A 7,733-nucleotide genomic window follows, 5' to 3' on the forward strand; every position below is an offset into this window, starting at 1 on the left:
CCCGATCGGCTGGAGGCGACCGCCACCGCCGCGACGAGCATCGGCCGGTTCAGCTACTACGGCCACGCCAGCGACACGCCCGCGCGCCAGATCGGCGGCACGATCGGCGATCGCTTCGGCAGGCTGGCGCTGTTCGCCTCGGTCGATCATGTCGTCAGCACCGGTCAGCCGCTGAGCTACGTCACCGTCACGCAGCCCGCCGCGACGAGCGCCGCGGGCACGGCGGTCGGCGGCAGCGTCCCCGCGCTCAACCGCACGGGTGCCGCGATCCGCGTGCTGGGATCGGGCGGGATCGAGCATCAGGTGCAGGATCGGCTCAAGTTCAAGGCCGCGCTGGATCTCTCGCCGAATCTCCGCCTCACCTATGTCGGCGCCTTGTTCCTCGGCGATACGCATGCGGGCACCGAGAGCTATCTCGCCAATCCCGCGACGGGCAATCTCGCTTATACGGGCGCGCTCAACCTCGACGGCCGCGCCTACACGGTCGCCGCCAGCGCGTTCGATTCAGGTGTCTATCGCCACGACGAGCGCGACACGTCGCATGCGCTGACGCTCGATGGTCATGGCGATCGGCTCGACTGGCGGATCATCGCGACGCGCTTCCGCTTCGATCATGACAGCCAGCGCGCGCCGACCAGCGCGCTGCCCGATGCCTTCGCCGGCGGCGCGGGCACGATCACCCGGCTCGACGGCACCGGCTGGGAGACGCTCGACGCGAGCGCGCTGTGGCGGGCGGGAGGCGGCCACGTGCTCAGCGGCGGCGGCCATGTCGATCGCTTCACCTTGCGCAGCGATCGCTTCGCCACGACCGATTGGCTGAACGGGCCGATCGGCGCGCTCAACCTGCGATCGGCAGGGCGGACGCGAACTGGCGCGCTTTGGGCGCAGGACGCGTGGCGGATCGCCGATCCGCTCACGCTCACGGTCGGCGGGCGGATCGAATGGTGGCGCGCCTATCAAGGCGTCAACTTCTCAACGTCTCCCGCCGTGTCGGTCCGGCAACCGGCCCGCGACGCCCGCCGCTTCTCGCCCAAGGCCTCGCTGACCTGGACGCTCGCGCCGCCGTGGACGGTGCGGCTGTCCTATGGCGACGCCTATCGCTTCCCGACGGTTTCCGAACTGTACCAGGTCGTGACCACGCCCGTCGCCGCCGTGCCCGATCCCAATCTCAAGCCCGAGCATGCCCGTTCGGCCGAGCTGGCGCTGGAGCATAAGGACGCGCGCGGCGAAGTGCGGCTGTCGCTGTTCGGCGAGTGGATCGGGGATGCGCTGATCTCGCAGAGCGGCCCGCTCAACGGCGGCGCGACGCTGGCGACCTTCGTCCAGAACGTCGATCGCACGCGGACGCGCGGCGTAGAGCTGGCGGCGTCGCGACAGGAAGTGCTGCCGCGCTTCGATCTCTCGGGCAGCGTCACCTACGCCGATGCGCGCACGCTGCGCGACCGGGCGTTTCCCGCCGCCGAGGGCAAGCATCTGCCGCAGGTGCCGCGCTGGCGCGCGACGCTGGTGACGACGTGGCGGCCGGTCGATCGTCTTTCGCTGACCGCCGCCGCGCGCTACGCCAGCCGGCACTATGCGACGATCGACAACAGCGATATCGTCGCCGAAACCTATCAGGGGTTCGGCCGCTATTTGATCGTTGACCTGCGCGCGGTGGCGACGGTCAATCGGCACATGACCTTCGGGCTGGGCGTCGATAATCTGACCGACGACCGCTATTTCCTGTTCCACCCCTTTCCAGCCCGCAGCGTGCGCGTGGACGCGACGTGGAGGTTATGAGCGGATGACCGCCGCTTTATCGGCGGTGTGGTAATTCGGAGGGCCCGATCGATCGTATATTAACAGACTTTCCGGTTGCTCTGACCACTGGAGCACGACTGCATGGCCCAGTCTGACGTCGCATCGCGAAGCCCGCTAATCTCCGGCTTTACCGCGGCGTTCAGGTGCGGGACGGCGTCGATCGCCACATAGCCGACCGCTTTTTCGAGCGGGGCGATTGGCGTGTCCATCGCGGACAATGGCGAAAAAGCCACGGCCGAAAGGGAGATAATGGCGAGCCGCACGAGCGATGTTTTCTTTTTCATAATCGATTAAACTGCCGGGATCGGTAATCGGGCCCCGAATATTTAATATTTATTAAATAATACCGATGCAGATTTAAATCAGGATTTTCGAGGAATTCTCGAAAATAGTTTTCATGGCATTCTTTATATAATATTTGTCGAAAGATTTATTTGAACAGGCGAGGTCGGGATGCCTGTTTTTTCGAACGTTAGCGACGGGCGGGCTTGAAGGAAGCACATTCCTGATCCGGCGGCTACGGCTAGAGTGAGAAGCGATAGCTGTGCTCCGGCGAAGGCCGGAACGTTGGCTGGGTCGAGCCTCGCACGGCTCCGGCGTCCGCCGGAGCACCGATTCAACGTGACTGCACTCGGCGCTACGCTAAGCTTTGGGCTTGGCCTTCTTCGCAGAAGCTTTCTTCGCCGGGGCCTTCTTCGCTGCCGCCTTGCGCACCGGCTTCTTGCCCTTCGGCGGGCCTTTGGCGGCGCGCTCGGCGAGCAGGGTCAGCGCCGCGTCCAGCTCCAGCGTCGCAGGATCGGTGCCCTTCGGCAGCGTCGCGTTGGTCTCACCGTCGGTCACGTAAGCGCCGAAGCGGCCTTCCATCACCTTGATCGGCTTGCCGGTAACGGGCGAGTCGCCGAACGCCTTGATCGGCTCGCGCGCCGCGCCGCGCCCGCGTCCGCCGCCGTTCGCGGCATCGGCCAGCTTGGCGACGGCGGCGTTCATGCCGGTCTCGAACACCTCGGCGGTCGAGGTCAGCCTAGCATATTTGCCGTCGTGGAGCAGATAGGGGCCGTAGCGCCCGATCGAGGCGGCGATCGGCTTGGCGGTTTCCGGATGCACGCCGATCTCGCGCGGCAGCGACAGCAGCCGCAGCGCCAGCGCCAGATCGAGCTCGCCCGCATCCTTGGGGATCGACGCGCGCTTGGCGTCCGTCCCCTCGCCGAGCTGGACATAGGCGCCGAAACGCCCCGTCCGCCGCGTCACCTCGGCGCCGGTATCGGGATCGGGGCCGAGCACCAGCGGCCCGGCATCCTCGGCCGCGCCCTCCTGCCCGCCCTGGCCGAAGCGGCGGGTATATTTGCATTCCGGGTAGTTGAAGCAGGCGACGAACGCCCCGAACTTGCCGCCGCGCAACGCCAGCTTGCCATCGGCGCAGGCGGGGCAGGCGCGCGGGTCCGTGCCTTCCCCCTTGTCGGGGAACAGGAAGGGCGCGAGGAACTGGTCGAGCGCGGCGGTCACCTCGCTCGGCTTCTGCTCCATCACCTCGGCGGTCTTGGGCTTGAAATCCTTCCAGAACGCCTCGAGCACCGCCTGCCACTGCGCGCGGCCGCCCGAGACGTCGTCGAGCTCTTCCTCGAGCCCCGCGGTGAAATCATAGCTGACGTAGCGTTCGAAGAAGCGTTCGAGGAACGCCGTCACCAGCCGCCCGCTCTCCTCGGCGATGAAGCGGTTCTTCTCGAGCCGCACATAATCGCGGTCCTTGAGCGTCTGAAGGATCGAGGCATAGGTGGAGGGCCGCCCGATGCCGAGCTCCTCCATCTTCTTGACGAGGCTCGCCTCCGAATAGCGCGGCGGCGGCTGGGTGAAATGCTGTTCGGCGGCGACGCTCTTCTTGGCGGGCGCATCGCCCTCGCCGATTCGCGGCAGGCGGCGCGCATCCTCGTCGTCGGCATCGTCGCGGCCTTCCTCGTAGAGCGCGAGATAGCCGGGGAAGAGCACGACCTGGCCGGTGGCGCGCAGCATGTGCCGCCCCGTGCCCTCGCTCAGCTCGACAATGGTGCGCTCCAGCCGCGCCGATGCCATCTGGCTGGCGAGCGCGCGCCGCCAGACCAGCTCGTAGAGTCGCGCATGATCGCCGCCGCCATTCTTGTCGCGGGTGAAATCGGTCGGGCGGATCGCCTCGTGCGCTTCCTGCGCATTCTTGGCCTTGGTCGTGTAGAGCCGTGGCTTTTCCGGGATATAGCCGCCGTCGTAGCGATCGACGATCGCGGCGCGCGCCGCCGATATCGCGCTGTGATCCATCTGCACGCCATCGGTGCGCATATAGGTGATCGCGCCCTGCTCGTAGAGATCCTGCGCGACGCGCATCGTGTGGCTGGCGGAAAAGCCGAGCTTGCGCGCCGCCTCCTGCTGCAAGGTCGATGTGGTGAAGGGCGGCGGGGGGTTGCGCGTCAGCGGCTTGGTCTCGACCGTGGCGACGGTGAAGCGCCCCGCCTCGACATCGCGCCGGGCGGCCTCGGCATCTCCGCCGTCGCCGATCGAAAGTCGGTCGAGCTTCCTATCGTTCCATTTCACCAGCCGCGCGGTGAACGGCACGCCGTCCTGCTCGAAACCCGCGCTGACCGACCAATATTCCTGCGCGCGAAACACCTCGATCTCGCGTTCGCGATCGACGACGAGCCGCAGCGATACCGATTGCACGCGTCCTGCCGATTTCGCGCCGGGAAGCTTGCGCCACAGCACCGGCGACAGCGTGAAGCCGACGAGATAATCGAGCGCGCGGCGCGCCCGATAGGCGTCGATCAGATCCTCGTCCAGCGCGCGCGGATTGGCCATCGCCTCCAGCACCGCCGCCTTGGTGATCGCGTTGAAGGTGACGCGGCGCACGTCCTTGGGCAGCGCCTTGCGCTTGCGCAGCACCTCCTGGACGTGCCAGCTTATCGCCTCGCCCTCGCGATCGGGATCGGTCGCCAGGATCAGCGTGTCGGCGCCCCTGGCCTCGTCGGTGATCGCCTTCAGCCGCGTGGCCTTGTCGGCATAGGTTTCCCATTCCATCGCGAAGCCCTGATCGGGATCGACCGAGCCGTCCTTCGCGGGCAGATCGCGGACATGGCCGTAGGAGGCGAGAACCTTGTGCCCGGGGCCGAGGTAGGTTTCGATCGTTTTGGCCTTGGCGGGCGATTCGACGACGACGAGTTTCATGGGCGGCAAATCTTCCTTCGCGTACACGTGCGAGGGTGATCGTTCGGATCGCGGTGCGTCAAGCCGCGCCGGAACGGCCGCAAACCGCGATAACAATCACACAGGTCGGACTTTCGCGAATCACCGGATTGCGATAAGGGGCGAAAATAGCGATCGGATCACCAGCGGGTAATGCGATTGTCGGTAAGGGGCTTGATCCGATGCGGACGGTTTTGCGTAGCGCGCTGCTGGCGCTGACGATCACTTCGACGGCCGCTTTCGCCCAATCCGCCAATCCCAGCTTTCACGGTGACATCCATCAGCTCGAGGCCAATGTGCTGGCGACGCTGAACGTCGCGCGCGCCCAGCCGAACGTCTATGTCGAAACGCTGATGACCTATCGCGGCTATTTCAAGGCCAATCTGGTCGTGATCCCGGGCCAGACTATCGATGTCCAGACGCAGGAGGGCACGGTCCCCGTCGACGAGGCGGTCGATTTCCTCTCGACTCACCCGACGCTGGAGACGCTCCAGCCCTCCGAAACGCTGCGCCTGGCCGCCGCCGATCACGTCGCCGAACAGAGCAGGACGGGCAAGACGGGTCACTTCGGCGCCGACGGATCGGGGCCCAGCGATCGCACGCTGAAGCACGGCGGCGGCAAGCAGGTGGCCGAGGTCATCGCTTATGGCGCGGTCGATGCCGAGGACGTAATCCGCCAGCTCATCATCGATGACGGCGTGAGCGATCGCGGCCACCGCATCCTGATGTTCGCCGATCATCTGCGCTACGCGGGCGTCGCCTGCGGCCCGCATCCGGAATTCGGCACGATGTGCGTGATCGACATGGGCGATACCCCCGATGCCAAGCCCGGCGGGCCGGTACGCCGCGTCCAGGTCGCCGCCATGGACGAGACCAAGCCGAAGCAGTGAGCTAAGGCGCATTCGAGCAAATGCGCGCGTGACATGTTCCTCCCCTGGCAGGGGAGGTGGCGTCGCGCAGCGATGACGGAGGGGTGTCGCCCTCTGGATAGCGTATCACCCCTCCGTCTGGCTCCGCCAGCCACCTCCCCTGCCAGGGGAGGATCGTCTCAGGTCCGCAGGCCGCGTCCGATCTAGCGCCGGATGACCTCAGCTCTCCCACTCCCGCCGAGGTGAGACCGAGTAGCTTCGCAGGAGCCGTATCGAGGGCTCGTATCGAAGTACGATACGGGCTCTCGACTCAATTATAATCGGCGCTGAGATCGAGCAGGATCGTCGCCTTGCGCGGATTGGGCTGCGGTCCGTAGCGCGGCGGATCGGTCTTGATGAAATCGCAGAGGTCCAGCGTCCGCCCGAGCGCCGAAAGCGCCGTGACGCTCGTGCAGCTCGTCATCGCGCCATCCTTGCCGATCTCGATCGCCGCCTTCGCCAGGATGGCATAGATGCGTGGCGGCTTCGCGGGCGCGGGCGGCGAGTTGCCATCGAAATTGACGCTCAGCCGCACGTTGGTGCCGCGCGTCTTGGCATAATTGTCCTTGAGGAAGAAGGCGAGGAAATCGCGGTTGCCGAACGGGCCGCAACTGCCCTTGGCCTGCGCCAGCCGCGTGGCGCCGGCACCGCTCAGCGCGCAATCGGTGACGTTGCCGTTGGCCGCGATCGTCGCGCGGGCATCGAAGCTGCGGTCCACCACCTCCTCGCGCTTGGCGTTGGGGGGAAGGCGCCAGCGGATGCTCTGGCGGTAGGTCGCCGGCACGATCCGTCCCTTCCGGTCGGTCGGCGGGCGGAAGCGCGCGCGGATCAGCATGATCGCGCAGGTCTGGTCGTCGAGCAGCTTGGAGCCCGCGCTTTTGGTGATCCGGCAATCCTCGGGCAGGCCGTTGGCATCGATCGTCAGCGCGAAGGCGGCGATCCCCTCCGCCTGCGCGAGCACCGCCTCGACGGGATAATCCTTGACCGTCACCCAGCCATGCCAGTCCCCCAACGGTTGCAGCACGGTTCCGGCGGCCAATGCGGCAAGCGCGATCATCGGCATTCAAGCAAGCTCCCGGCAAACAGAGCATCCCTCTAGCAGGCCGCGCACGCCTTGTCCGCCGGTCACGGGATCAGGCTGACGCGGCTGCCCGCGTGCCGTTCGAGCCGGCCCGCCAGTTCGAGTTCGAGCAGGATGATCTGGACGATCGACGGCGCGATCCCCGTCTGCCGGATCAACTCGTCGATCGGGGTCGGGCTGGGCGAAAGCAGCCCGTGGATGCGCGCACGTTCGGCATCGCTGGCGTCCCCCGCGAGCGGCCCGGCGGCATAGCCATGGTCGCGATCGGCAAGCGTGATCCCGCCGATCGGGCGAAGGCTTTCCAGCACCTCGTCGGCGCTCTGGACGAGAGTAGCACCGTCGCGGATCAACTGATTGCAGCCCTGCGCGCGCGGATCGAGCGGCGATCCCGGCACCGCCATCACCTCGCGCCCCGCCTCGGCGGCGAGCCGCGCGGTGATCAGCGAGCCCGAACGCGGCGCCGCCTCCACCACCACCGTCCCCTCGGCGAGCCCCGCGATGATCCGGTTGCGATAGGGGAAGTGGCGGGCGTGCGGCTCGGTGCCGGGCGGCTGTTCGGCGACGAGCAGGCCCCGCTCCGCGATCTCGCGCTGGAGCCGCTCGTTCTCTGGGGGATAGAAGATATCGATCCCGCCCGCGATCACCGCGATCGTGCCCGTATCGAGCGATCCGACATGCGCGGCGGTATCGATGCCGCGCGCCAGCCCCGAGACGATGACGCGCCCGGCGGCGCCCAGGCC

The 7,733-nt window shown here is 66.9% G+C and carries 6 protein-coding genes; 2 read left to right on the forward strand and 4 right to left on the reverse strand.

The features are described 5' to 3' along the window. Nucleotides 1–1,779 (forward strand): TonB-dependent receptor (locus HUU94_RS02365; protein WP_174273521.1); only part of this gene is annotated, 1,779 nt, incomplete at its 5' end. Nucleotides 1,780–1,838: 59 nt separating this feature from the next. Here the strand turns inward: HUU94_RS02365 and HUU94_RS02370 are convergent. Further along, nucleotides 1,839–2,084, reverse strand: a complete 246-nt coding sequence (locus HUU94_RS02370; RefSeq protein WP_174273522.1) for a hypothetical protein — start codon at nt 2,082–2,084, stop codon at nt 1,839–1,841. A gap of 358 nt (nt 2,085–2,442) precedes the next feature. After that, on the reverse strand, nt 2,443–4,986 hold the full coding sequence (gene topA, locus HUU94_RS02375) for a type I DNA topoisomerase (protein WP_174273523.1): 2,544 nt from the start codon (nt 4,984–4,986) through the stop codon (nt 2,443–2,445). Between the two features lie 200 nt (nt 4,987–5,186). On the opposite strand from topA, the gene HUU94_RS02380 reads away from it, so the two are divergent. After that, on the forward strand, nt 5,187–5,894 hold the full coding sequence (locus HUU94_RS02380; protein WP_174273524.1) for a CAP domain-containing protein: 708 nt from the start codon (nt 5,187–5,189) through the stop codon (nt 5,892–5,894). Between the two features lie 289 nt (nt 5,895–6,183). Here the strand turns inward: HUU94_RS02380 and HUU94_RS02385 are convergent, their stop codons facing one another. After that, complete coding sequence (locus HUU94_RS02385) at nt 6,184–6,975, reverse strand: energy transducer TonB (RefSeq protein WP_174273525.1); 792 nt, start codon at nt 6,973–6,975, stop codon at nt 6,184–6,186. Nucleotides 6,976–7,037: 62 nt separating this feature from the next. Further along, nucleotides 7,038–7,733, reverse strand: a 696-nt coding sequence (locus HUU94_RS02390) for a DNA-processing protein DprA (protein ID WP_174273526.1), incomplete at its 5' end; no start/stop codon positions are given.

This window comes from Sphingomonas bacterium (assembly GCF_903644055.1).
In the GTDB taxonomy this organism is placed as follows: Bacteria; Pseudomonadota; Alphaproteobacteria; order Sphingomonadales; family Sphingomonadaceae; genus Sphingomonas_I.

Bases quoted from the DNA above. Each gene is read 5' to 3' on its own strand.
- topA (WP_174273523.1), bottom strand. From the start codon at position 4,986: ATGAAACTCGTCGTCGTCGAATCGCCCGCCAAGGCCAAAACGATCGAA.
- HUU94_RS02385 (WP_174273525.1), bottom strand. From the start codon at position 6,975: ATGCCGATGATCGCGCTTGCCGCATTGGCCGCCGGAACCGTGCTGCAA.
- HUU94_RS02370 (WP_174273522.1), bottom strand. From the start codon at position 2,084: ATGAAAAAGAAAACATCGCTCGTGCGGCTCGCCATTATCTCCCTTTCG.
- HUU94_RS02380 (WP_174273524.1), top strand. From the start codon at position 5,187: ATGCGGACGGTTTTGCGTAGCGCGCTGCTGGCGCTGACGATCACTTCG.